This is a genomic window from Actinospica acidithermotolerans (assembly GCF_018139625.1).
Taxonomy (GTDB): Bacteria; Actinomycetota; Actinomycetes; order Streptomycetales; family Catenulisporaceae; genus Actinospica; species Actinospica acidithermotolerans.
In genome coordinates, this window is sequence record NZ_JAGSOH010000058.1 from 22,840 (window position 1) to 45,107 (window position 22,268).

Below are 22,268 nucleotides of genomic sequence, written 5' to 3' on the forward strand. Positions count from 1 at the left end.
TCTAATCGACCGCGACGCGCTGTCCGCAGATGGCGGAGTTCAGCAGCGCCTCCGCGGTGCGGACGGTGCGCACGCCCTCCTCGAAGGTCACGATCTGCGCGCCGAGGCCGCGAACCGCGTCCCGGAACGCCTCGTGCTCGGCGCGCAGCGGTTCGGGCTTGGCGATCGCGTAGCGCACGATGTCGCCCTGGGTGACGCCGCGGAAGTTCTGCAATGCCTCCCATTCGGTGGGCACGCTGGAGTTCGCGTAGAAGGTGAGGTCCGCCGTGAGCGTGTCCGCCACGTAGCAGCCGCGCTCGCCGGTCACCACCGTCACGCGCTCCTTCATCGGCGAGAGCCAGTTGACGAGGTGGCTGGCCACGGTGCCGTCCTCGAGGCCGCCGACGACCGCGACGAGGTCCTCGTGGTCGCGGCCGCTGCGGTGCGCCGTGTGCGCCGCGACGGACGTGTAGGCGCGCCGGGTGACCCACGTGGTCAGGTCGATGTCGTGCGTGGCCAGGTCCATCACGACGCCGACGTCCGCGATGCGGGCCGGGAACGGCCCCTGCCGCCGGGTGACGACCTGGAAGACATCGCCGAGCTGCCCGGCGTCGAGCCGCCGGCGCATCTCCTGCAGCGCCGGGTTGAAGCGCTCGATGTGGCCCACGCCGCCGACCAGGCCGCGGTCGGCGAACAGCTTGCTGAGCCGTTCCGCGGCGGGCGAGTCCGGGGCGAGCGGCTTCTCGATGAGCGCGTGCACGCCGGCTTCGGCGAGCGCGGCGCCGACGGATTCGTGCAGCGCGGTGGGAGCGGCCACGACGCAGTAGTCGAGGCCGAGCCCGATGAGCGTCTCGACGTCGGGGACGAGCGGCGCGGCGTATGTCGTCGTGTCGGCGGAGGGATGCGGATCGGCGATCCCGACCAGGTGCACGCCGTCGAGGGAGGCGAGCACGCGCGCGTGGTTGCGGCCCATCATGCCGAGCCCGACCAGGCCGACGCGCAGCGTCGTGGTTTTCGCGGTGTTCGCGGTCGCAGTGTTCGTCGTTGTCCCGGTGTTCGTCGCGGTCGCGGTGTTCGTCGCTGGCGCGGTGCTCTCGGTGACGGTGCTCGTGGTCGCGGTGTTCGTGCTCACAGCGAGTTCACCGCCTCGATGACCTGGCCGACCTGCTCGTCGTCGAGCAGCGGGTAGACCGGCAGCGACAGGACGGTTTCAGCGGCGCGCTCCGTCACGGGCAGGTCCGCCACGCTGAAGCTGTAGGGCGCGAGGCGGTGGATCGGGGTCGGGTAGTAGACGCCGCTGCCGACACCGAGCTCCGCGAGCCGCTCGCGGAAGCCGTCCCGGTCCTGCTCGATCGTGATCGTGTACTGGTGGTAGACGTGCCACGCGTCCCGCGCCACCTTCGGGGTGCGCACCGAGGTGAGTTCCGCGTCGTAGCGCGCCGCGATCTGGCGCCGTCGCTGCGTCCACGCGTCCAGCTTCGCCAGCTGGACCCGGCCGACCGCCGCGCCGACGTCGGTCATCCGGTTGTTCAGGCCGACGACTTCGTTCTCGTACTGCTTGAGCATTCCCTGGTTGCGCAGCAGCCGCAGCTTGCGCTCGAGGTGCGGGTCGCCGGTGACGATCATGCCGCCCTCGAGGCTGTGCATGTTCTTCGTCGGATAGAAGCTGAAGCAGGCGGTGTCGCCGAACGCGCCGACGGGAGTGTCGCCCAGCCGCGCGGCGACCGCCTGGGCCGCGTCCTCGACGATCGCGAGGCCGTGCCGGCCCGCCAGCGGGACCAGCTCGTCCATCGCGGCCGGGTGGCCAAACAGGTGCACCGGCACGATCGCGACGGTGCGCGGGGTGATCACGGAGGCGACCGACTCGGGGTCGAGGCAGAACGTGTCCGGGTCGATGTCGGCGAAGACCGGGGCGGCCCCGGTGACCGCGACGGCGTTCGCCGTGGCCGCGAAGGAGAACGAGGGCACGACCACCTCGTCTCCCGGGCCGATCCCGAGCGCCAGCATGGACAGGTGCAGGGCCGAGGTCCCGGAGTTGACCGCGACGCAGGCCCGGCCGTCGACCAGCTTGCCGAACTCCTGCTCGAAGTCCGCGACCTCGGGGCCCTGCACCACCCGGCCGGTGCGCAGCACGCGGACCACGGCGTCGATCTCGTCCTGGCCGATCTCCGGCCTGGCAGCGGGAATCATGGGTGAATCTCCTCCAGAACTTCCGGAGCGTCTCCGGTCTTGACGTACCGCACGCCCGTCTGCGGGCACTTGTAGAGATCGCCGCCGAGCGGCACGAGCGGGACCGCGGCCCGGCCCACCCAACCGACGCGCCGCGCGGGATTGCCCGCGACCAGCGCGAAATCGGGCACGTCGCGGGTGACCACGGATCCCGCCGCGACCAGCGCCCACCGCCCGATGGTCACCGGCGCCACGCACACCGCGCCGGCGCCGATCGAGGCGCCGTATTTGACGACCACGCCGACCGGCGTCCAGTCGGCTGCCGATTTCGCGTCGCCCTCCGCGGTGATCGCACGCGGATGCCGGTCGTTCGTGAACACGACGGCGGGCCCGACGAACACGCCGTCCTCCACGAGCGCCGGCTCGTAGACGAGGGCGTAATTCTGGATCTTGACGCGGTCGCCGATGCGCACGCCGGCGCCGACGTACACGCCTCTGCCGATCACGCACTGTTCGCCGATCCGCGCGTCCTCGCGCACCTGGGCGAGGTGCCAGACCGCCGTGTCGCCGCCGACGAAGGCCCGGTCGTGCACGAGGGCCGAGGGGTCGATCCGCGGGGGCGCGCCGGCCTGCGTGGCGTTCGCTGTCCTATTCACGTGTGTCTCCTCCGCTTCGGCCACGGTCAGGACTGCCCCGGCACCCGTGCGGCCGAGACGGGCCCGGCCAGGCTCGCCGCGGACGCAGAGCCGGCGGTCGCGGCCGCCGCAGGCGTCATGCCGGAGGTCGCGGCCGTCATGCTGGCCGCCGCCGCCGTCATGTCGGCGGTCGCGGCCGTCGCGGAGGGAGTCAATGTGCGCTGACGCGCGAGGGCCGCGCCCGAACCCGCGTCCCAGACCGGCCGGTCCGGTGCCTGCTGGATGTCGAGCGTCCAGGCACTGATGATCAGATGGAGGCCGGCCAGCAGCGGCGTGACCGCGAGCAGGACCGTGCCGGCGCTCGGCGCGCTGCCGCCGAAGATGCGGTAGAGCGTCATGCCGAGGCCGAAGGCGGTGCCGAACCCGAACAGTGCCATCCCGGCGAACAGCAGCAGGGCGACGGGCGAGAAGGACTGGAGTACGTATTTGACGAGAATGCGCTTCCAGAATCCGCGGAAGAGCAGCCAGGAGACCGCGGGGATGACCTTGTGCAGGCGCATTCCCGACACCTCGGCGCCGTAGACCGCCGGAACGGGCACGTCACGCGCCCGCACATTCGCGATACTCAATCGGATCAGCAGGTCGTTCTCGAATTCGTATCCCGTCGCCACCCGGTCGAGAGCGATGGCGCGCAGGGCGCGGGCCGAGGTGGCGGTGTAGCCGTTCTGCGGGTCGAAGAGGTGCCAGTAACCCGACGACGCCTTCGTCATAAAAGAGAGAATCACACTGCCGAACACCCGATGCTTCGGCATCCCGGTGAAGGACGTGCGCGAGAAGAAGCGATTCGCCTTGGTGAACTCCGCCTCGCCGTCGGCGATCGGATCGAGCAGCGCGGGCAGGTAGGCGGGGTCCATCTGCGCGTCACCCGCCATGACGACGCTCACGTCCGCCTTGAGGTCGAGTGCGAGCCGGTGCCCGTCCAGGATCGCGCCGCCGACTCCGGTGTTGTGCTGATGCCTGATCAGCTGAACGCGGGGATCTCCGACGGAGAGTGCCTCGTCGGACGTGTTATCAGTGGAACAGTCGTCGATGACGACGATATGGTCGACGAATCCAGGCATCGTGCGGATCGTCTTACCGATCAATCGGACCTCGTTGTACGCCGGCACGACGACGGCGACCGTCAGATCCCTGTACATCGATATCAGACCCACCTTATGAGCTGGTTTCAGGTTTATTTCAAACGAATCGCGGATGCCGAGGCTACTTCGTTCCCGGCGCCGCCACGTGCGATGCACCGATGCAGCGGGGAAATAACACCCGTGAGGGCGACAAGAGTCCACCGATACGGTGATTCCAGGCAACGGTTCGCCCCCGGCGGGGCGTGGCCGGTTGACCGGCGTAGCCTGCACCCCGAGCTCGAAAGGCAGGACCGACGATGGTCGCGACGATCGGCCAGTGGCGGCTGCGGGCGGCGTTCGCCCAGCGGCTCTCGCGGATGTACGGACGGGAGGTTCCGGCGTACACCACGCTCGTGGACGTCTCCCGCGAGGTGAACGAGGACGTCCTGCGCGCGCAGGGCGCCGACGCCGAGCGGCTGGGCTCCATCGGCCGGGTCGGCGCCGAGCGGCACGGCGCGATCCGCGTCGGCACGCCGCGCGAGATGCAGCAGGTCGCGCGGATCTTCGGCGCTCTCGGCATGCGGCCGGTCGGCTTCTACGACCTGCGTGACGCGGCGTCCAGCGCCGTCCCGGTCGTATCCACCGCTTTCCGCCCCGTCGAGGCCGCGGAGCTGGAGCGCAACCCGTTCCGGGTCTTCACGTCTATGCTCACGCCCGCCGACCCGCGGTTCTTCGACGCCGACCTGCGCGCCCGGCTGGAGGCCTTCCTCGCCGACCGCGAGCTGTTCCCCCCGGAACTGCTGGCCCTGGCCGACCGCGCGGAGGCGGAGGGCGAACTGCCCGAGGAGGCCGCCGAGCGGTTCCTCGATCTGGCCGTATCGGCGTTCGAGCTATCGCAGGAGCCGGTGGACAAGGCCTGGTACGAGACCCTGGAGCGCGTCTCCGCGGTGGCCGCGGACATCGGCGGCGTACGCAGCACGCACATCAACCACCTCACCCCGCGCGTGCTCGACATCGACGAGCTCTACCGGCGGATGGGCGCGCACGGCATCGAGATGATCGATTCGATCCAGGGCCCGCCGCGGTGGCACGGCCCCGACGTGCTGCTGCGCCAGACATCGTTCCGGGCGCTGGCCGAGCCGCGCACCCTGCGGCTGGCGGACGGTACCGTGGCCGTCGGGTCGCTGCGCGTGCGCTTCGGGGAGGTCGAGGCGCGCGGCATCGCCCTGACCCGGTCCGGCCGTGAGCTCTACGACAGGCTGCTGACGCTCGTCGACCGGGAAGCGGCGTCCCGTCCCGACGAACCCCGCAGCGACGTGGCGCGCCGGGTGTGGGCCGAGCACCTGCCCGGCACCGAGCGCGACCTCGCCGCGCAGGGCCTCGGGTACTTCACCTACCACCTCTCCCCCGCGCGCCCGCGCGACGGTTCGCGCCCGCCCGGCACCGCCGACGAGCTCGTGCGGCAGGGCTGGGCGACCGCTCGGCCCATCGTCTACGAGGACTTCCTGCCCCGCTCCGCGGCCGGGATCTTCCAGTCCAACCTCAGCGGCGCAGGCTCGAAGGACGAGGGGCACGACGGGATGGCCTACGATGCCCAGCGCATCGCGGCGGACATCGACCGGGACGTCCTGGACCCGTTCGACCTGTATGAACAGCAGCAGAGCGAGTCGCTGGCCCGATTGGCGCAAGAGCTGGGTTCCACCCAATGGCCCAGCCGCGTCGCCGGACCGTGAACCGCGTCGCTCACTGGCTATATGACGACTTCACCTCAGGAACCGACCGCGCCGCACCCCGAGGGCTACATCCTGCGCGGCGGACCACTCGACGGAGCGGTCGCTCGCGCGCGGCGGCCGGCGTACCTGCACCTAGAGCACTACAACGGCGACGGCGACACATACGCGCCCAGCGGGCATCCCGACTCCGAGTACCCCGAGCTGGAGCGCTACGACTTCGGGCCCATGGCGAGCGAGCGCCGGCAGCGACCGCATGGGCAGATGTGACGTCGCACGAGCGGCCCGCCGATCACGCCCCGGCAGCGGGCGCGGCGAGGGCCGAGCCCACCGATCCGCTCGACGCGATCCGCACCCGAGGCTACCTCGCGCTGCTGCTGCTCGCGGGCGTCATCGGCGTGCCGCTCTCCGCCGCGGCCTGGGGTTTCCTGCAGGCCGTCGACCACCTGCAGACGGTGTTCTACACCGACCTGCCGCGCGGCCTGGGCTTTCACGGCGCACCCATGTGGTGGCCGCTGCCGCTGCTCGCGGTCTCCGGAGCGCTGACGGCGGCCGCGATCGTCTTCCTGCCGGGCACCGGCGGCCACGAACCCTCCGAGGGGCTCGAGAGCGGCGCCGTGCCCACGGCGGCGATGCTGCCGGGCATCCTCATCGCCGCGCTCGCCTCGATCAGCCTCGGCGCCGTGGTCGGCCCGGAGGCTCCGCTGATCGCGCTCGGCAGCGGTCTGGCCGCGCTCGTCGTGCGCCGCATGAAACGCGCGGATGAGCGGGCCGTGCGCCTGGTCGGCGCGGCGGGGAGCTTCGCCGCGATCAGCACGCTGTTCGGCTCCCCGCTGCCCGGCGCGTTCCTGCTGATGGAGACGTCCGGGCTCGGCGGCATCGCGCTCGACGTCGCCCTGCTGCCCGGCCTTCTCGCGGCCGGCATCGGCGCGCTCATCTTCATCGGGCTCGATTCGTGGACCGGCCTGTCGACCACCTCGCTGACGATCCCCGACCTCCCGGCCGTCAAGCAGCCCGACGTCGGCCAGTTCGGGTGGGCACTGGCCATCGGCGTGGCGGGCGCGCTGATCGGCGTCCTGATCAGCCGGGCCGCGCGCGCCGCGCAACCGCACGTCGCACCGCGTCGCCTGGTGCTGATGCCGATCATCGGCCTGCTCGTGGCCGGCCTGGCCATCGCGTACGCGGAGGGGACGGGACACTCCTCGTCCGACGTGCTCTTCTCCGGCCAGAGCGGCCTGGGTCCGCTGGTCCAGAACCGTGCGCAGTACACGGTGGCCGCGCTCCTGCTCCTGGTCGTCTACAAGGCGCTGGGGTATGCCCTCTCGCTCTCCGCGTTCCGCGGCGGACCGGTCTTCCCGTCGCTGTACCTGGGCGCGGCAGGCGGCCTGCTCGTCTCGCACCTGCCCGACCTGCCGTTCGTCGCGGCGGTCGCCATGGGCATCGGCGCGATCGGTGTCGCGATGCTGCGGCTGCCGCTCACGGCGGTACTGCTCGCGACGCTGCTACTCGGCAAGGACGGACTGACCGTGATGCCCCTGGTGATCGTGTCGGTCGTCACGGCGTACGTCATCTCGGTCCGCCTCTCCCCGGCGCCGCCGAAGCCGGCGTCCGACTAGCACCCAGGCGGGGACCGGTCCCCGCCTGCGCATGGCACGCTCCTCGCAAAGGTCGACGTTGACGCGGAGGTGCCCACCTTGAGCATCGAACTGCCGAGCGAGCTCACATGGTGTCTGAACATGCTGGGGATCCCTTGGCCGGATATCGACGAGGACGAATTGCGTAACTGGGCGGCCCAGGTCCGGAAGTACGCGAACAACACCTCGGACACCCACGACGCCGCTCACGCGAAGGTCAAGGCGCTGGCCTCGACCACGCACGGCGACTCCTACGAGGCGATGCGCGCCGGCTGGGAGAAGCCGAACGGGGCACCGTCATCGCCTCGGAGCAGGGATCGCCGGAGGAGGGCTCCGCGGCGTCCTGCGGACAGATGCGCGGCGCCGGTGCCGGAGCCGGCTCCGAGGAGGAACGCGGCCGGCGTCCGGACTACCTGAAGTCCGACACCGAGATCGCCGACCGGCACGCCGATCGCACGAAGGCCGCCGTCGCCGCGCACCTCGACGTCTGCGGCGCCTCTCCGCTCCCCCTCGACCAGAACCGGCTGGTCTGCGCGAAGTGCGGCAGCATCCTCAAGATCGACGATGCTCAGGCCCCTGCGTTGCTCGAGTGACGCGCGGTTCGGAACCCTGAACCGAGATATCAGGGCTCGACCTGGATCACGATCTTTCCGCGGGTGTGCCTGCTCGCGACCTGCGCGAGGGCGTCGCGGGCCCGATCCAGCGGCATGACCTCGGCGATGTTCGCGCGCAGGCTGCCGGCCTCGACCAGGGCGCTGAGCGCTTGCAGGCGGGACCGGGTCACGCGGGCGGCGAAGGAGTCGGCGGTGATGCCGCGGGGCAGCTCGGGCTCGGCGTCCTGGATGACGATGAAGCCGGCCCGGCCGCCGTCGCGCACGGCGGTGATCGCCTGATCGCGGGTCTGGCCGCCGGCGCAGTCCAGCAGCAGATCGACTCCGCCGGGCTCGGCGGCGAGGACCTGCTGCGGCCAGCCGGCGTCGTGGTAGTCGAAGACGTAGCTCGCGCCGAGGCTCCGCACGTAATCGTGGTTCCTCGCGCTGGCCACGCCGAGCACCCGGGCGCCGAGGGCCGCCGCGATTTGGACCGCCGCGCCGCCCACACCGCCGGCGGCGGCCGTGACCAGAACCGTCTGACCGGCCTTCAGCCCGCCGCGGTCGACCAGGCCTTCGTGCGCGGTACCCGCCGCGATCACCAGGCCCGCCGCCTCCGGGAAGTCCAGGCGGTCCGGCATCACCGCGAGGCGGGCCGCGTCGACGACGGCCCACTCGGCGAAGCCGCCGCCGCTGGGGAACAAGGTCCCGTAGACGCGGTCGCCGCGTTCGACGTCGACGCCGCTGCCGACGTCGGCGACGACTCCGGCGACCTCCTGGCCCGGGATGAACGGCGTCGCGAGGCCGGGGAAGCCTCCGGCGAGCATGCCGACATCCCACCTGCCGACACCCGCGGCACGCACCCTGACCAGCACCTGCCCGTCCTTGGGGACCGGGGTCGGCGCGTCACCGACCCGGACGCTCTCGATTCCGTTGAACTCAGCCGCGACCGCAGCCCGCATCGTGTCACTCCTCGTGTAGTCCCCCTCCCCACTGCCCGCCTCCGCGGGAGCCACACCCCGCCCCTGCTCCGACCGGGTGAGACGTCCGATCTCGGCAGTGCACTGCTCGAATACATATCGAAGCGCTTCGATCATTCATCCCCATATACGCTGACTGATCTAGCCCCTTGCCGGTCCATCCCAGGCTCATTAACCTGTGACGCGGTTGAAGCGCTTCGACAGATGATGCAAAGGAGCATTCGAATGCGGATCGTCGGGATACGCAGGTCGACCTCGCTCGCGGCCGCCGCCGTTCTGGTGGCCGCCGGGCTCAGCGCATGCAGCAACTCCGCCTCGTCGTCTCCGTCCGTCCTGACCGTCTGGGACTACGAAGCCGCCGACAGCGCCATGGGGGTGGCCTGGGCGCAGGCGGTGAAGGACTTCGAGAAGGCGCACCCGGGGGTGACGGTCAAGGTGCAGCTCAAGACCTTCGACCAGATCCAGAAGGGCGGGGCGATGCTGCTGAACTCGTCGAACGCCCCGGACGTGCTCGAATACAACAAGGGCGACGCCACCGCCGGGCTGCTGTCCAAGGAGGGCCTGCTCACCGACCTCACGCCCGAGGTCGCGAAGTACGGCTGGGACAGGAAGATCACCGGGAACGTCGCGGTCACCAGCCGCTATACCAACGGCGTGATGGGCTCGGGCGACTGGTACGGCATCCCGGACTACGCCGAGTACGCCATGGTCTATTACAACAAGGACATGTTCGAGAAGTACGGCGTCGCCGTGCCGACGACCTTCGATCAATTCGTCGCCGCGCTCCAGACGTTCGCCTCGAAGGGAATCACCCCGCTCGCCAGCGCGGGCAACGACTATCCAGCACAGCAGTACCTTTACGACCTGGCGCTGATGAAGGCTGATTCGTCGTGGGTGACCGCGTATCAGACCGGCGGCAAGGCCGACTTCACCGACGCCGCGTGGACGTGGGCCGCGAACACGTTCCAGCAATGGGTGGACAAGGGCTACATCGCCAAGGACACGGTGAGTTCGACCTCCACCGACATGGGCACCGCGTTCGAGCAGGGCAAGAGTCCGATGATGGTCTCCGGCAGCTGGTGGTACGGCACGTTCGAGTCGGAGGTGAAGTCCTTCTCCTGGGGCTCGTTCCTGTGGCCCGGCGCGCAGCACGTGCCCGGCTCCGGCGGGAACATCTGGGTGGTGCCGGCCAAGGCGCACAACAAGGACCTGGCCTACGACTTCATCAACGACACACTGCAGCCCGACATCCAGAACCTGATCGCCAACAAGGGCGCGGTGCCGGTCGCGGCCGATCCGACGCAGGTCACCGACCCGATGGCCAAGACGCTGATCTCCCAGTACCAGAGCCTCGCGGCCTCGGACAGCCTGGCGTTCTACCCGGACTGGCCGGTGTCCGGGTTCTACAACGACCTGATCTCGCAGACCCAGAACCTGATGAACGGCTCCTCCCCCGGCCAGGTGCTCAGCGCCCTCCAGACCGCGTACCAGCAGGGGCTCAGCCAGTGACCCGCTCCGAACGCGGTTACGCCTGGTTCATCGCGCCGGGGGCGGCGGCCCTGCTCGCCGTGATCGCCGTGCCCTTCGCGATGAACGTCTACATCAGCTTCACCTCCTGGCACGGCATCGGCTCGATGGACTGGATCGGCCTCGCCAACTACCGGCGGCTGCTGTCGGATCCGCAGTTCTGGTCCGGCTTCGGCCACAACGCGCTGCTCGTCGTCGCGATGGCGATCGCCCCGACGTGCCTCGGGCTGGTGATCGCGGCCGCGCTGTTCGACGTCATCGCGGTGCGCTTCGGGCCGCGCACCGCGAGCGTCCTGCGGGCGTGCGTCTACCTGCCGCAGGTGATGCCGCTCGCGGTGATGGGCGTGGTGTGGGGCTGGATCCTCTCGCCGAACAACGGGGCCTTCGACTCGCTGCTGCGCGACATCGGCCTCGGTTCACTCGCGCACGACTGGCTCGGCGATCCGCACACGGCCCTGTACGCCGTCATGTTCGTGATGCTCTGGCTGCAGCTCGGGTTCCCGCTCGTGGTCTTCATGTCCGGGCTCCAGCGGATCGACCCCGCGCTGCACGAGGCGGCCGAACTCGACGGGGCGTCGTGGCCCCGCCGGTTCTGGCACATCACGGTGCCGCACATGCGGCCCGAGTTCATGGTGGTCCTGCTGATCTGCACGATCGCCGCGCTCAAGGCGTTCGCCCCGATCTACGTGCTCACCGGCGGCGGCCCCGGCTACTCCACCACGATCCCGTCGTACTACTCGTACGAGAACTTCTTCGAGACCACGCAGGTCGGCTACGGCGCGGCGGTCGCCACCGTGCTCGCCGCGATCGCGCTCGTCGTGACAGTGGTCTTCCTCGTCGTCCAGCGGCGCACGGCCGAGGAGGGGTGAGGCAGATGGCTCAAGCAACAGCCCTCGAAGACGCCCGCCCCGACAGCCTCCGCAGGCCGCGCCGCCCGCGCCGACCGCGGCGCGTCGGCCGGCAGTCCTCGGGCGGCGGCAGGGCCGGGCGCACGCCGATCTCGTACCTCGCCCTGGTCGTCCTCGGCGCGCTCGCGCTCGCGATGGTCGCGCCGTTCGTGCTCGTCGTGATGAACGGGGTCAAAACCTCCACCGACTACGCGGCGCACGGCCCGCTGAGCGTGCCGCAGAGTCTGAGCCTGGCGAACCTGCAGACGTTCTGGCAGCAGGTGGACTTCGGCCAGGTGCTTGTCAACAGTGTGCTGATCAGCGCGTGCGTGGCGGTGTTCGCCGTGCTGCTGTCGATCCTGAGCGCCTACGCGCTCGGCATCGGCCGTATCAAGGGTCGCACGACGATCCTGGTCCTGTTCCTGCTGGCGAACCTGCTGCCGCAGGAGGCGCTGATCTACCCGCTGTACTACCTCGCGAACCAGTTAGGGCTCTACGACACCCGCCTGGTGGTCATCATCATCTTCACGGTGATCCAGAGCGCGTTCGGCACCTACCTGCTCTCCTCGGTGCTCGGCGCGTTCCCCCGGGAGCTGCTGGAGGCCGCGCGCATCGACGGCGCGGGAGTCTGGCGGATCCTGTGGCGCATCGTCGTGCCGATCAGCCGTCCGACGATCACGGTGATGCTCACGTTCTTCTTCATCTGGACGTGGAACGAGTTCCTCATCCCGCTCGTGCTGCTGCCCTCCAACCAGAACGAGACCGTCCCGGTGGCGCTCGGCCTCGCGCAGGGCGAGCACATGGTCGACGTGACGATGCAGGCGGCCTCGGCGCTGCTCGGCATCTTCCCGGCGATCGTGTTCTTCCTGATCTTCCAGCGCACGCTGTCCCGGGGCATCACCCTCGGCGCGATCAAGTAGCACCGTCGCCGGACGCACGTCGCGGAGCAGTACCCGGTGTGCCCCCGGCCGATCCACGGCCGGGGGCACACTGCGCGTCCGAGCATCCGCCCCTACTTGTCCACCCTCTGCTCGCTCATGTCGCCCGCCCAGAGCGTGTGGAAGGTGCCCTCCCGGTCCACGCGCTGGTAGGTGTGCGCGCCGAAGTCGTCGCGCAGGCACTGGATGAGCGCGGCGGGCAGCCGCGGGCGGCGCAGTGCGTCGAGGTAGGCGAGCGAGGAGGAGAAGGTCGGGGTCGGGATCCCGGCGCGCACCGCGGCGGCGATGACCCGCCGCCAGCTCTCGACGCCTGCCGCGACCGCGTCCGCGAAGTACGGCGCGACGAGCAGGCTCTCCAGGCCCGGAGTCTCCTCGTAGGCGGCTCGGATCCGGTCCAGGAACCGCGCCCGGATGATGCAGCCGCCGCGCCAGATCGTGGCCATCGCGCCGCGGTCGATGTCCCAGCCGTACTCCTCGCTGCCGGCCTGGATGTGGTCGAAGCCCTGCGCGTAGGCGACGATCTTCGAGGCGTACAGCGCGTTGCGCACGTCCTCGACGAACTGCTTGGGGTCCTCGACCACGCCGGCCGGGTCGACGTCGCCGGCCCGGCCCTCGAACGTGCGCTGCGCGGCCTGGCGCTGGTCGACGTGGCCGGAGAGCGAGCGGGCGAAGGTGGCCTCGGCGATACCCGTGATCGGGATGCCCAGGTCCAGGGCGCTCTGCACGGTCCAGCGCCCGGTGCCCTTCTGCTCGGCCCGGTCGGCGACCACGTCGATGAACGGCTTGCCGGTGGACCGGTCCTCGTGCGAGAGCACGTCGGCGGTGATCTCGATCAGGAACGACTCGAGCTCGCCGCGGTTCCACTCGCGGAAGATCGCCGCGATGTGCCCGGGGCTCACGCCGAGCCCGGAGCGCAGCAGGTCGTAGGACTCGGCGATCAGCTGCATGTCGGCGTACTCGATGCCGTTGTGCACCATCTTCACGAAGTGGCCGGCGCCGTCCGGCCCGACGTGCACCGCGCAGGGCACGCCGTCGACCTGCGCCGCGATCTTCTCGAAGATCGGGCCGAGCGTGCGGTAGGCCTCGACCGATCCGCCGGGCATGATGCTCGGGCCGTTCAGGGCACCCTCCTCGCCGCCGGAGACGCCGGTTCCCACGAAGTGCAGGCCCTTCGCCGCCAGGTCCTTCTCCCGCCGGATCGTGTCGGTGTAGTGCGTGTTCCCGCAGTCGATCACGATGTCGCCCGGTTCGAGCAGGCCCGTCAGCTCCTCGATCACCGCGTCGGTGGCCGCGCCCGCCTTGACCATCACGATCACCGCGCGCGGCCGGGTGAGCGAGGCGACGAACTCCTCCATCGACTCGGACGGCACGAAGTCGCCCTCGTCGCCGTGCTCGGCCATCAGGCTGCGGGTGCGCTCCACGCTGCGGTTGTGCAGCGCCACGGTGAACCCGTTGCGGGCGAGGTTGCGCGCGAGGTTGCGGCCCATCACCGAGAGCCCGGTGACGCCGATCTGGGCGCGGGCATCAGCTTGCGTGGTCATCTGCGAAGCCTCCTGGGGTTCTTCTGGATAGCGTTGCCTGCTCGCGGCGGCGACGCCCTCCAGCCTGCGCCCCGGAGCGCCGATCCGCACGTCAGCACGCCGTGCCCCGATCGGGCCGGGTCATGCCCGATCGGGGCCGCGCGGGTTGCGATCAGAGGACGACCACGATCTTTCCGTGCACGTGCCGGCCGGCCTGCAGCCTGACGGCCTCCCGGATCTCCTCGACGGGGAAGGTCGCGGCGATCGGCACGGTGATCGAGCCCGCGGCGACGAGGCCGGCGATCCGCTCGAGCTCCTGCGGCCGCGCGTCGGCGCCGCCGGTCGCGCGCACCGCGCCGGGCGGGCTGGGGCCCGCGGCGATCGTGGAGATGCGCTCCGGGCGGACGCCGAGTTCGAGCGCCGCCTCGGCGGTCTCGGTGCCGAACAGGTCGGTCGCCGCGGTCACCCCGTTCGGCGCCAGCGCGCGCACGCGGTCCGCCAGGCCTGGGCCGTAGGCGACGGGCTCGACGCCGAACTGCCGCAGGAAGTCGAAGGTGCCCTCGGAGGCAGTGCCGATCACTCGGGCGCCGGCCAGCTTGGCGAGCTGGACGGCGAACACGCCGACACCGCCTGCCGCACCGCCGATCAGCACCTCGTCCCCCGCCTCCACGCCGATCGCCGCGAGCGCCGCCGAGGCGGTCGCGGCGGCGATGGTGATCGCGCCGGCGACCTCGTCCCCGATCCCGTCCGGGGTGCGCAGGAGCGTGTCCGGGCCGGCGGGGTCGACCAGGAGGTGGTCGGCGGCGGCCCGGCCGGTCGCGGCGCCGAGGACGCGGTCCCCGACCGCGAAGCCCGAGACGCCCTCGCCGACCTCGTCCACGGTGCCCGCGAAGTCGGTGCCGAAGCCGGCCGGGAGCGTGATGCCGAACTGCTGCGCCATCTGCGGCATCGAGGAGAAGATCCAGTCCATCGGGTTGAGCCCGACCGCGGCCACCCGGACGCGCACCTGGCCGGGGCCGGCGTGCGGTTCGGGCACCTCGCGAAGGTCCAGGACCTCGGGGCCGCCGAACGTCTCGTAGACGACAGCTCTGCTCATGACGCGCCTCCACAGAAGGTGATGGGACTTTGTCCTATCACCCACCGTACCACGGCCGATGGGACCAAGTCCCGTAAGATGGTCCGCATGGCCCGCTGGGAACCCAACGCCTCGCAACGGCTCGCGAGCGCCGCTCTCGAACTGTTCATGGAGCGCGGCTACGAGAACACGACCGTCGTCGACATCGCACAGCGCGCCGGCCTCGCGAAGAGCACCTTCTTCCGGCACTTCCAGGACAAGCGCGGCGTACTGTTCGGTGAAGAGCTGATGACCGAGCAACTGGTCACCGCGATTGCCGCGGCTCCTGACGATGCGACCCCGCTCGAAGCGGTGGCGCGTGGCCTCGGCGCGCTCGGGGAAAGCCTGTTCACGGACGAACGTCGCGCGCTGGTCACCCGAAGGCGCGCGGTGATCGACGCCCATCCGGACCTGATGGAGCGCGAGACCCTCAAGATCGCGAGCCTCACCGCCTCGATCGCCCGGGCGCTGGCCGACCGCGGCGTGGCCGGACCCGTCGCCGAGGCGGCCGCGCAATTGGGAGCACTGGTCCTGAAGTGGGCCTACGAGCGATGGACGGAGGCGGGCAACGAGGACGGGTTCGGCGACCTCGTCCGACGGGCCGCCAGCGACGTACAGGCGGCCGTCCAGGAGGTCTGAGGCGCCGACGGCCGCGGCGTGCGTATTGAATAAGCGCTCTGCATCCGGGTACTCGGCCCTCCAGGAGGAGGACGTGCGACTACATAAACCCACTGAAACACGGACGAAGACGCCGAAGGGTACCGGCGCGAAGGGTCCGGCGAAGAAGAAAACTGCGCCGAAGAAGGCAGCGGCTCCGGCTCCCGGGCCGGTGTTGCACTGGCGGACGCCTACCGGACGTGCGGCTCGGGCGATGGTGCGGAGTCTGGCGCTGATCCTGCTGACGCTGGCTGTCTTCGAGGTGCTGCGGATCACGTTGGTGCCGACGCCTAACTCGGTCGTGTTCAGCCGGCCGAACATGCATCCGTTCGCGACGATCCGGCTCTATCTGCGCGACGGGACCGTCGAGGAGCAGTTCCTGCAGATCGGCGGGAACATCGCCATGGGGTTCGTGCTCGGGTTCCTGCTGCCGCAGATCACGCCGCGGCTGCGCGGGCTGCTGCGCGTCGAGGTGGTGACGGCGGTGCTGATCTCCGCGGTCGAACTGCTGCAGCATCTTGTGATCCGCGGCACGTCGGTCAACATCGACGATCTGATCCTGGCCGGTGCGGGCGCCGCGCTCGGCTACGTTCCGCTCGGGCGGATGTTCGGGATGCGGCTGCATCCGCACCATCTGCACTGGTGGCAGCAGATTCTCGCGCGCTCGGTCGACCGGGGACGGCGCAGGCCGGCCACGCGGCGGAGTGCGTGACCGGCCGGGTTTCGGAGCGCGTGCCCGGGTGCGTCCCCGGTCAGCCGTGGAGCGCCGCCTGGATCCCGAGGCTGGTGACGGAGACCGTGATCCAGAGCACGGCCCCGAGCACCAGCGGGCGCGGCCCGGTGCGGCGCAGCGCGGTGAAGTCGGTGGACAGTCCGATCGCGGCCAGGGCCGTGGTGATCAGGAAGCCGGAGCCCTTGCCGATCAGCGGGTGCAGTTCGGCGGGAACGAGACCGGCGGTGTTGATCGCGGCGGCGACGAGGAAGCCGACGAGGAACCAGGGGATCAGGGCCCGGACTCGGACGCGGCGCGCGGCCGTCGTCGCGGCCCCGGTCGCGGGCGCGGCCTCGGCGCCGCCGGCCTGGCGCTCGGCACGGCGCCGGACGAGGGCGGCGAGGACGAGGCAGATCGGGATGATCAGCAGCGTGCGGGTGAGCTTGACGACGACCGCGTAGTCCGCCGCGTCGTTGCCGTACGCGGTGGCGGCGGCGATGACCGACGAGGTGTCGTTCACGGCCGTGCCGGAGAACAGTCCGAAGGCGTGCTGACTCAGCCCGAGCAGGTGGCCGACGAGCGGGAAGACGAGCACGGCGGCGATGTTGAAGACGAAGATGGTCGAGATCGCGTACGCCACGTCCACACCGACCGCGCCGATGACCGGCGTGACCGCGGCGATCGCCGAGGCCCCGCAGATGCCGGTGCCGACGCCGATCAGCGTCGCGAGGTCCCCCGTCACCTTCAGCTTGCGCCCGACGACGTACGCCGCGCTCAGGCAGACGGCGAGCGTGCCGATCATGACCGGGAGGGACTGCGCGCCCACCTGCACGATCTGGCGCAGGGACAGCTGCGCGCCGAGGACGACCACGGAGACCTGCAGCAGGGTCCTGCTCGCGGTCCCGATGCCCGGGCGCAGCCGGCCGGCGATCCGGCTGCCGAGCCCGCTGCCGCGGCCGCCGTCCCCGAGCTTGAGCACGCTGGCCAGCACCGTGCCGATGACGATGCCGGAGACCGGCCCGCCGACCAGCGGAAGCCGCGTGCCGATGACGGTGGCGACGGCCGCGATGCCGAGGGCGAGGGCCAGTCCGGGCAGCCGCGAGGTCACGCGGTCGCCGAGCTTCGGGCCCGTCGGCGCGGCCGGGGTGTGGCGCGCGACGTCCGAGGTGCGTTCAGGGGTCTCCGTCTTCATGACTCCGACTCTCTCGCCGCGGCGAGCCGGGCTGTAGTCCCCGAGTCATGACCAGGTCATAGCGAGAGGCTATGACAGCGAAATGGAAAGCAGTAGACTCGTGAGGTGACCCGGGCCCCAGATCTCGACTCGCTGAAGCTGCTTGTGCTGGTCGGGCAGCTCGGCAGCGTGGGTGCGGCGGCCGAACGGGTCGGCATCTCGCAGCCGACCGCGAGCCACCGGCTCTCGACCCTGGAACGCAGCCTCGGCCTGGTGCTGCTGGAGCGCTCCCGGCGCGGCTCGAGGCTGACCGAGGCGGGCCATATGGTCGTCGGCTGGTCCCAGCGGGTGCTCGACGACCTCGCCGAGCTGATGACCGGCGCCGAGGCGCTACGCGTGCGCCGCGACGCCGAACTGCACGTCGCGGCGAGCATGACCATCGCGGAGTACCTGGCGCCGAGCTGGATCGGCCAGCTGCGCGGCCAGCGGCCCGATCTCTACGTCGGACTGCAGGTCACCAACAGCGAACGGGTTGCGGCCCTGGTGGGCTCCGGAGCCGCCGACCTCGGGTTCATCGAGTCCCCGCACCCGCCGGCCGGCCTGGCCACCCGCCCGGTCGCCCACGACCGGCTGATCGTGGTGGTCGCCAACGGCCATCCCTGGGCCCGGCGGCGCAAGCCGCTGAGCGTCGAGGAGCTGGCGGCCACCCCGCTCGTGGTGCGCGAGGCCGGCTCCGGAACCAGGGAGACGCTCGACGAGGTTCTGGGCCGGGCCGGCGTCGCCATGGCCAAACCGCTGCTGGAACTCGGCTCCGCCACCGCCGTGCGCAGCGCCGTGATCGCCGCCACCGGCCCGGCCGTCGTCAGCGAGCTCGCCGTCCGCACCGACATCGCGGACGGCAGGCTCGCCGCGGTGAGCGTCGACGGCCTCGACCTCCGCAGGGTCCTGCGGGCGGTCTGGCCGAACGACCGCAAGCTGGTCGGGCCCGCGGCGGAACTGCTGGCCGTCGCGCGGCGGCGCTGACCCCCGCAGCACCGCCGCCGCGCGACGACGACGGAGCGCGACCTCAGTGCTGGGTCGCGCGGTCGTCGGGCACTTTCACTCCTCGGCGAACGCCTCGCGTAGCCGCTGCTCCTGCTCCTCGGAGAGGTTCGAGCGGATGAGCTCGGGGCGCAGCTCGGCGAAGGCCGGCTCGACCTTGTCCAGGACCGCGCCCGAGGTGAGGGCGAACAGCGCCGAGGTGCCGGGCGTGACCTTGTCCCGCACCTCCTTGATGAACTCGTCGTCGATGCCGACGTCGGAGAGCGAGCCGGCCAGCGCGCCGGAGGCCGCGCCGATGGCCGCACCGAGCAGCGGCATCAGGAACAGCAGGCCGAACAGCATGCCCCAGAACGCGCCGCCGAGCGCGCCGACGCCGGTCAGGTTGTGCATCTGGGTGGTGCGCGGCTTCTTCGCCCCTTCGGGCCAGCTCACCACGGCGCCGTCGAGCATCTTGATCAGCTGCTGCTTCTGCAGGTTCTCCGCGGTGACCAGGGCCTTGTGCGCGCCCTCGGCGTCGGGGAACTTCCAGACGGTGAGCGTCGCCACGATCAGGCCCGCTGCTTGCCGCCGTAGATGCACAGGGCGTACAGCGCGACGACGTCGACGGCGATGATCATCAGCGACCAGAAGGGATACGCCGGGATGAAGAACATCTGCCCGATGGCGTTGAGCGAGACGACGGCTATGCCGAACCACCGCGCCACCTGGTTCCGCGCGGCCACCCCGACGGCGGCGACCAGCTGGAGGCCGCCGAGGATGGTCACCGCCCAGCCCCAGGCGCGCAGGTCGCCGACGACGTAGTGCGCGTCGTTGACGAAGATGTGCGAGTTCGCGATCGCGGCGATGCCGTTGAGCAGGTTGAAGAAGCCGAGGACGCCGAGCAGCACCGCCGCGAAGGCGATCATCCCGCCGCCCTCGTCGGTCGCGAGCTCCGGGTGCGTGCCGGTGTACGGCCTCGTGGTGTGCGTCGCCATCTCTCTCTCCTCTGCAAGCGACTGGTCGGAAGATCCGGCTCGTTTCCGCATGGCCCGCCGGTGTCTCCGGCGCTCCTACCAGCAAGCGTGGCCCGGCACCGCGGCCGGTGGATCACCTGCCAGGGGTGATCTGTGGATTGCGCGACACGCCGACCCGCTTGCACCGTCGGGGCCGGACGGCGCCGCGGACCTTAGTGTGGTCGCGAGATGAGCAGGTCGGACGGTAAACCGCGCGGACGCGCACGACTGCGCCGCTCGCTGACCTTCTGGCTGCGCCCGGCGTTCGTGCTCCGCGTCATCAACCGGTTCCAGAAGATCGCCGGCTTCGACCGCTCGATGGCCCTGGCCTCCAGCGCGCTCACCGCGCTGGTCCCGCTCGCGCTGGTCGTCTCCTCGCTGCTCTCCCAGTTCAGCGCGCGCGACCTGGCCGACCGGATCGTGCACCGTTACGACCTGAGCGGGGGCGGCGAGGCGGCGGTGCGGCAGCTGTTCGCGTTCGCCGGCGAGACCGACGCGGGCATCGACGTCCTCGGGACGCTGTTCCTGCTCGTCTCCGCACTCAGCTTCTCCCGCGCCGTCCAGCGCATGGTCGAGCAGGCGTGGGAGCTGGCGCCGCTCAGCGTGCGCAACACGATCAACGGGCTGATCTGGCTGCTCGCCCTGGTCCTCTACACGGTGGTGTCCGGCAGCATCTACGGATACCTGGGCGGCGGCCGGATCGAGGTGGCGGCCTCGCTGGCCGAGATTCCGATCAGCGTCCTGTTCCTCACCTGGAGCGCCTGGGTGCTGTCCGCGAAGCGCGTACCGCTGCGCCGGCTCGTGCCCTTCGGGATCATCGCCGCGATCGCGGCCGCCGTGTACGTCGAAGCCGGGAAGGTCTACCTGCCGACGCTGTTCAACTCAGCCGCGACCCGGTACGGCCCGATCGGGGCGGTGTTCGCCATGATCACGGCGCTGTTCGGCACGATGCTGATCCTGGTCGCCTCCTCGGCGCTCGGCCGCGAGGTCGCCGACGAGCTCGACCGGATCGCCCGCGGGCAGCGCGCCCCGTACGACGAGGTCAGCCAGCAGTGGGCGGCCGTGGTCGAGCAGGCCCGCTCCCGCTGGGACAGCGTCCGCAAGTCCCGGGAGCTACGGCAGCAGGGCCGGCCGGACGCCGAATGAGGGCTCCCGCCCCGGGTGGATTCGATCGGCGCATCGCCCCCCGCGCGGATGCGGAGATCCGCCGAGAACGACGAGCGGCCCGATCGGGGGACCGACCGGGCCGCCGATGCGGTCCCATCAGGCCGGCACGACGGGCACCGGGGGCACCGCGCCCTCGGGGAAGTAGGGCTCGCCGGTCCCCATGACCGCCGCATCCAGATCGCTGACGTGCGCGTACACCCGAGCCCAGCCGAAGCCCTTGAGCCGCTCGAGCCGGTCGCTGCGCAGCCAGACGTGCTCGACACCGTCCGCGGTGGCGACGCGATACTCGACGAGGTTCGGACCGGCGCAGATCTGCCGCCCGCCCTGCGGCTCCGGGCCGCCGACGAGGATCGCATTCGGTTCTATCTCACGCATGACTCCAGGGGACCACCGGGTCCGCGCGGACGCATCCCCCCTGCGTCCGATCGGGGCATGGACGCCAGGAACGCCACCGCCGCCCGGGGACGCCCCCGGCCGCGGCCGGCGGAGCCGGCACCGAATCGACGTGCTCGTGGATCGGCCCGTCGGCCGGATTCGACGGTTCCGGGTGCGCGGGCGGGGTTCCCGGATCACAGCGCTTCGGCCGCTGACGCGGCAGGCCTAGAAGATCGAGAGCCCCGTCGCGGTGGTGAAGTGGTCCAGGGCCGCCATCGCCGCGACGGAGTTGCCCGCCGCGTCGAGTCGCGGGCCCCAGGCGCAGAGCGTGGCCCGCTCCGGAAGGACAGCCAGGATCCCGCCGCCGACGCCGCTCTTGCCGGGGATGCCCACGCGGTACGCGAACTCGCCCGCCGCGTCGTAGGTGCCGCAGATGAGCATGATGGCGTTGACGCGCTTGGCCTGACTGCGCTGCAGCAGCCGGCTGCCGTCCGCGCGTACGCCGTGCCGGGCGAGGAAGCGCCCGGCCAACGCCAGGTCGCCGCAGCCGGCCTCGATCGCGCAGTGCCGGTAGTAGTGGGCGAGCACGGTGTCCACGTCGCCCAGCAGGTTGCCGTGGCTGGCGATGAAGTGCGCGAGCGCGGCGTTGCGGTGGCCGTGTTCGGCCTCTGATGCGGCCACCTCCGGGTCGATGTCCAGGGACGGGTTCCCGGACTCGGTGCGCAGGAAGTCGAGCACGGCGCCGGCGGCGTCGCCGGTCTGTTGCAGCAGCCGGTCGGTGACGACTATCGCGCCGGCGTTGATGAACGGATTGCGCGGGATGCCGTGCTCGGTCTCGAGCTGGATCAGGGAGTTGAAGGGGTTGCCCGACGGCTCGCGGCCGACGCCCCGCCAGAGCTCGTCGCCGCCGTGCGCTATCGCGAGGACGAGCGTGAACAGCTTGGAGACGGACTGGATGGAGAAGCGCCGCTCCCAGTCGCCGACGCCGTACAGTTCCCCGTCCGCGGTGGCCAGCGCCATCCCGAAGGCGTCGGCCGGGGCCTTGGCGAGAGCCGGGATGTAGTCGGCGACCCGCCCCTGGCCGGCCGTGGCCCGCGCGGCCGCTGCCGCCTCCGCCAAGATCTGCTGGTAGTCCACGGCGTCATTGTGCCGCACGCTCCGGGCCGCCAGATGCACGTCGTCCGCCGGTCACCCGGCCTAGGTGTACTGACCACAGAGGTTGGTGACGGGGGTCACGGCCGGTTGATCTTGTAATGGGTGAGGGCCTTCTGGCTTGGTGTGGATTGCGACATCTGCACCGGCTACCGGAAAGGCCCTCATGCCCCACCG

General features: G+C 71.0%; 23 protein-coding genes. 11 read left to right on the forward strand and 12 right to left on the reverse strand.

The genetic code is table 11. From position 1 onward, the window contains the following. Position 1: 1 nt before the first annotated feature. The 4 genes from KDK95_RS19490 to KDK95_RS19505 all read right to left on the reverse strand — a co-directional run bounded on the left by KDK95_RS19490 (position 2) and on the right by KDK95_RS19505 (position 4,147). On the reverse strand, positions 2 to 982 hold the full coding sequence (locus tag KDK95_RS19490; RefSeq protein WP_282971478.1) for a Gfo/Idh/MocA family oxidoreductase: 981 nt from the start codon (positions 980 to 982) through the stop codon (positions 2 to 4). Between the two features lie 125 nt (positions 983 to 1,107). Next, positions 1,108 to 2,169: a DegT/DnrJ/EryC1/StrS family aminotransferase gene (locus tag KDK95_RS19495; RefSeq protein WP_212519642.1), complete on the reverse strand. Its 1,062-nt coding sequence runs from the start codon at positions 2,167 to 2,169 to the stop codon at positions 1,108 to 1,110. Next, positions 2,166 to 2,804, reverse strand: a complete 639-nt coding sequence (locus tag KDK95_RS19500) for an acyltransferase (protein ID WP_307844473.1) — start codon at positions 2,802 to 2,804, stop codon at positions 2,166 to 2,168. Before KDK95_RS19500 ends, KDK95_RS19495 begins: the two co-directional genes overlap by 4 nt. A 26-nt stretch (positions 2,805 to 2,830) precedes the next feature. Further along, positions 2,831 to 4,147 carry a glycosyltransferase family 2 protein gene (locus KDK95_RS19505; RefSeq protein WP_212519643.1) on the reverse strand — a complete coding sequence of 439 codons (1,317 nt, stop codon included), beginning with the start codon at positions 4,145 to 4,147 and terminating at the stop codon, positions 2,831 to 2,833. Between the two features lie 74 nt (positions 4,148 to 4,221). On the opposite strand from KDK95_RS19505, the gene hglS reads away from it, so the two are divergent. The 4 genes from hglS (at position 4,222) to KDK95_RS19525 (ending at position 7,861) form a co-directional block, all read left to right on the forward strand. Continuing rightward, positions 4,222 to 5,637 carry a 2-oxoadipate dioxygenase/decarboxylase gene (hglS, locus tag KDK95_RS19510; protein ID WP_212519644.1) on the forward strand — a complete coding sequence of 472 codons (1,416 nt, stop codon included), beginning with the start codon at positions 4,222 to 4,224 and terminating at the stop codon, positions 5,635 to 5,637. A gap of 21 nt (positions 5,638 to 5,658) precedes the next feature. Next, complete coding sequence (locus KDK95_RS19515; protein ID WP_212519645.1) at positions 5,659 to 5,904, forward strand: hypothetical protein; 246 nt, start codon at positions 5,659 to 5,661, stop codon at positions 5,902 to 5,904. Continuing rightward, the gene (locus KDK95_RS19520) at positions 5,901 to 7,250 is read left to right on the forward strand and encodes a chloride channel protein (protein WP_212519646.1); all 1,350 of its coding nucleotides are present in this window, start codon (positions 5,901 to 5,903) and stop codon (positions 7,248 to 7,250) included. The genes KDK95_RS19515 and KDK95_RS19520 overlap by 4 nt, the downstream gene beginning before the upstream one ends. 371 nt (positions 7,251 to 7,621) lie before the next feature. Then, positions 7,622 to 7,861: a hypothetical protein gene (locus tag KDK95_RS19525; protein WP_212519647.1), complete on the forward strand. Its 240-nt coding sequence runs from the start codon at positions 7,622 to 7,624 to the stop codon at positions 7,859 to 7,861. Between the two features lie 29 nt (positions 7,862 to 7,890). On the opposite strand, the gene KDK95_RS19530 is transcribed toward KDK95_RS19525, so the two are convergent. After that, the gene (locus tag KDK95_RS19530; RefSeq protein ID WP_212519648.1) at positions 7,891 to 8,820 is read right to left on the reverse strand and encodes an NADP-dependent oxidoreductase; all 930 of its coding nucleotides are present in this window, start codon (positions 8,818 to 8,820) and stop codon (positions 7,891 to 7,893) included. 243 nt (positions 8,821 to 9,063) lie between these two features. On the opposite strand from KDK95_RS19530, the gene KDK95_RS19535 reads away from it, so the two are divergent. The 3 genes from KDK95_RS19535 (at position 9,064) to KDK95_RS19545 (ending at position 12,172) form a co-directional block, all read left to right on the forward strand. Further along, entirely contained in the window at positions 9,064 to 10,347 is a 1,284-nt protein-coding gene (locus tag KDK95_RS19535) for an ABC transporter substrate-binding protein (RefSeq protein WP_212519649.1), read from the forward strand. Next, positions 10,344 to 11,234, forward strand: a complete 891-nt coding sequence (locus tag KDK95_RS19540) for a carbohydrate ABC transporter permease (protein WP_307844474.1) — start codon at positions 10,344 to 10,346, stop codon at positions 11,232 to 11,234. The genes KDK95_RS19535 and KDK95_RS19540 overlap by 4 nt, the downstream gene beginning before the upstream one ends. A 173-nt stretch (positions 11,235 to 11,407) precedes the next feature. Continuing rightward, complete coding sequence (locus KDK95_RS19545; protein WP_372463355.1) at positions 11,408 to 12,172, forward strand: carbohydrate ABC transporter permease; 765 nt, start codon at positions 11,408 to 11,410, stop codon at positions 12,170 to 12,172. Between the two features lie 92 nt (positions 12,173 to 12,264). Here KDK95_RS19545 and gnd read toward each other — a convergent pair whose 3' ends face one another. Beyond that, positions 12,265 to 13,731, reverse strand: a complete 1,467-nt coding sequence (gene gnd / locus KDK95_RS19550; protein ID WP_212519651.1) for an NADP-dependent phosphogluconate dehydrogenase — start codon at positions 13,729 to 13,731, stop codon at positions 12,265 to 12,267. Positions 13,732 to 13,882: 151 nt separating this feature from the next. Further along, positions 13,883 to 14,806, reverse strand: coding sequence for an NADP-dependent oxidoreductase (locus KDK95_RS19555; protein ID WP_212519652.1), 924 nt, complete (start codon positions 14,804 to 14,806; stop codon positions 13,883 to 13,885). 87 nt (positions 14,807 to 14,893) lie between these two features. Here KDK95_RS19555 and KDK95_RS19560 point away from each other — a divergent pair, with 87 nt between their 5' ends. Then, positions 14,894 to 15,463 (forward strand): TetR/AcrR family transcriptional regulator, encoded by a 570-nt coding sequence (locus tag KDK95_RS19560; RefSeq protein ID WP_212519653.1) that lies wholly within the window; start codon positions 14,894 to 14,896, stop codon positions 15,461 to 15,463. A 232-nt stretch (positions 15,464 to 15,695) separates the two neighbouring features. Continuing rightward, on the forward strand, positions 15,696 to 16,193 hold the full coding sequence (locus KDK95_RS19565) for a VanZ family protein (RefSeq protein WP_212519654.1): 498 nt from the start codon (positions 15,696 to 15,698) through the stop codon (positions 16,191 to 16,193). Positions 16,194 to 16,233: 40 nt separating this feature from the next. Here KDK95_RS19565 and KDK95_RS19570 read toward each other — a convergent pair whose 3' ends face one another. After that, a complete protein-coding gene (locus KDK95_RS19570; RefSeq protein WP_212519655.1) occupies positions 16,234 to 17,385 on the reverse strand; it encodes a YeiH family protein in 1,152 nt (383 codons plus the stop codon). A 105-nt stretch (positions 17,386 to 17,490) separates the two neighbouring features. Here KDK95_RS19570 and KDK95_RS19575 point away from each other — a divergent pair, with 105 nt between their 5' ends. Further along, the gene (locus KDK95_RS19575) at positions 17,491 to 18,387 is read left to right on the forward strand and encodes a LysR family transcriptional regulator (RefSeq protein ID WP_212519656.1); all 897 of its coding nucleotides are present in this window, start codon (positions 17,491 to 17,493) and stop codon (positions 18,385 to 18,387) included. Between the two features lie 75 nt (positions 18,388 to 18,462). On the opposite strand, the gene KDK95_RS35975 is transcribed toward KDK95_RS19575, so the two are convergent. Both KDK95_RS35975 and KDK95_RS19585 read right to left on the reverse strand, forming a co-directional pair. Next, the gene (locus tag KDK95_RS35975; RefSeq protein WP_212519657.1) at positions 18,463 to 18,951 is read right to left on the reverse strand and encodes a DUF1269 domain-containing protein; all 489 of its coding nucleotides are present in this window, start codon (positions 18,949 to 18,951) and stop codon (positions 18,463 to 18,465) included. A gap of 2 nt (positions 18,952 to 18,953) precedes the next feature. Continuing rightward, the gene (locus KDK95_RS19585) at positions 18,954 to 19,379 is read right to left on the reverse strand and encodes a DUF7144 family membrane protein (RefSeq protein ID WP_212519658.1); all 426 of its coding nucleotides are present in this window, start codon (positions 19,377 to 19,379) and stop codon (positions 18,954 to 18,956) included. A 207-nt stretch (positions 19,380 to 19,586) separates the two neighbouring features. Here KDK95_RS19585 and KDK95_RS19590 point away from each other — a divergent pair, with 207 nt between their 5' ends. Further along, positions 19,587 to 20,543 (forward strand): YhjD/YihY/BrkB family envelope integrity protein, encoded by a 957-nt coding sequence (locus KDK95_RS19590; protein WP_212519659.1) that lies wholly within the window; start codon positions 19,587 to 19,589, stop codon positions 20,541 to 20,543. 117 nt (positions 20,544 to 20,660) lie between these two features. On the opposite strand, the gene KDK95_RS19595 is transcribed toward KDK95_RS19590, so the two are convergent. Both KDK95_RS19595 and KDK95_RS19600 read right to left on the reverse strand, forming a co-directional pair. Then, positions 20,661 to 20,939 (reverse strand): hypothetical protein, encoded by a 279-nt coding sequence (locus KDK95_RS19595; RefSeq protein WP_212519660.1) that lies wholly within the window; start codon positions 20,937 to 20,939, stop codon positions 20,661 to 20,663. Between the two features lie 225 nt (positions 20,940 to 21,164). Then, entirely contained in the window at positions 21,165 to 22,076 is a 912-nt protein-coding gene (locus tag KDK95_RS19600; RefSeq protein ID WP_307844477.1) for a glutaminase, read from the reverse strand. Between the last annotated feature and the right edge of the window lie 192 nt (positions 22,077 to 22,268).